Here is a 1666-nt window from a genome sequence, read left to right as displayed (position 1 = left end):
AGTCGCTGTTGTCGTTCCGGCTGTGTGGGGTGTGTCTCGAACTGAGGTTTCCGACCGGGTGATCGTGGAGGCGTCGCGGCATAGAGGTGGGGCCTTCTGAACAGCTCGTTGGTGTCGAATCACCGAGCAACTCCAGGAGGCCCCGGTGTTGGAGTGTTCCGTGTGGATGGCCGGGCAGTCCAGTTCGGTCACCCGGGGGTGTGACTGTCTGGCTCACCGGTTCGGAAATGCTGCCGACAACGGGTCCCGGCAGCCGCGTTATCCGTCGGATATGACGGACGCGGAGTGGGCGGTGGTCCGGCCGTTGCTGCCGGTGCCAGGCTGGATGCGGGGGCGGGGCGGGCAGCCGGAGGCGTACTGCCACCGGGCGATACTGGACGCGATCCGGTACATGGTCGACAACGGCATCAAGTGGCGGGCGATGCCGGCCGACTTCCCGCCGTGGGACCGCGTCTACGCGTTCTTCCGCCGCTGGCGCGACCACGGCCTGGCCACCGAGTTCCACGACCGGCTGCGCGGACAGGTCCGTGTCCGTGCAGGCCGGGATTCGGAGCCGACAGCCGCCGTGATCGACTCGCAGTCAGTGAAAGCCGACGCCGTCGTCGGCGTCGACAGCCGCGGCTTCGACGGCGGCAAGCTGATCAACGGGCGAAAGCGTCACCTGGTGGTCGACACCTTCGGCCTGCTGCTGGGCGTGATGGTCACCGCCGCGGACATCGGGGACCGCACCGGTGCGAAGGTTCTGCTCCAGCGCGTGGCCGACGCCCACCACCGCCTGGAGTTGGTCTGGGCTGACGGCGGCTACACCGGCAGCCTCGTCGGACACTGCCTGGCCGCACTCGCACTGGTCCTGCAGGTCGTCAAACGCAGCGACGGTCAGAAGGGCTTCGTGGTGCTGCCCAAACGGTGGATCGTGGAGCGCACCAACGCCTGGCTGATGCGCACCCGCCGGCTGGCCCGCGACTACGAACGCCGCACCACCAGCGCCGAGGCAATGGCCTACTGGTCGATGACCCTGCTCATGACCCGCCGCCTGGCCCGGCCACACCCGCAGCCAGCGTGAACCGCCCCGGACCCGGCTCGGTCAGCCAGCCCCGCGCGACCAGACGTTTCGCCTTCGACCGCAACGCCTCCACCCGCGCCGGCACCACGTCCATCCCGAACACCGCGGCCATCTCCTGGCACGTCAACGGCCCCTGACCAAGCCGCACGCGGTCCGCGAGCGTCTGCACGATCCGCTGGTAGTCCACCGACAGCACCGACCGATCAAGGCCCTCACACCACACCGGCACCTGCGACCTCGGCTTGACCGCATCCCCGGACGGCGACGGCACATCCGCGTCCAACGGATCCGAGGTGACCTCCGTAACAGCGGTGCCGGCGCCGGGAGCCAGGACCGCATCAACCCGCCTACGGGCGACAGCCCACTCCTGCCATTCCTGCTCGGCCGCGGCCAGCTCGGCCTGGATCCGGTCGGCCTCCTCCCGCAACCCGTCGACACGACGGCGAGCAGCGAGCTCGTGCTGTTCCAGCAGTCCGACAACCGACGGCATCCAGGCCTCCCCGGCGAGCGACAACCCGACAGGCCACAACTCCCACCGAATCACCGACCCTATGCCCGACCAGCGAAAACGCTGCCCTCAAGTTCGGAACGACAACAGCCACT

2 protein-coding genes are annotated in these 1666 nt (G+C 68.9%); one reads left to right on the top strand and one right to left on the bottom strand.

From position 1 onward, the window contains the following. Window positions 1-271 precede the first annotated feature (271 nt). Window positions 272-1063 carry an IS5 family transposase gene (locus tag NFU81_RS02905; RefSeq protein WP_251484625.1) on the top strand — a complete coding sequence of 264 codons (792 nt, stop codon included), beginning with the start codon at window positions 272-274 and terminating at the stop codon, window positions 1061-1063. Here NFU81_RS02905 and NFU81_RS02900 read toward each other — a convergent pair. Beyond that, window positions 1020-1553, bottom strand: coding sequence for a hypothetical protein (locus NFU81_RS02900; RefSeq protein WP_251484623.1), 534 nt, complete (start codon window positions 1551-1553; stop codon window positions 1020-1022). The genes NFU81_RS02905 and NFU81_RS02900 overlap by 44 nt on opposite strands. Window positions 1554-1666 lie beyond the last annotated feature (113 nt).

Source organism: Actinacidiphila cocklensis (assembly GCF_907177275.1).
GTDB classification, from domain to species: Bacteria; Actinomycetota; Actinomycetes; order Streptomycetales; family Streptomycetaceae; genus Actinacidiphila; species Actinacidiphila cocklensis.
Note: the sequence above shows the minus strand (reverse complement) of the source record. Positions and strands in the feature narration are given on the sequence as shown.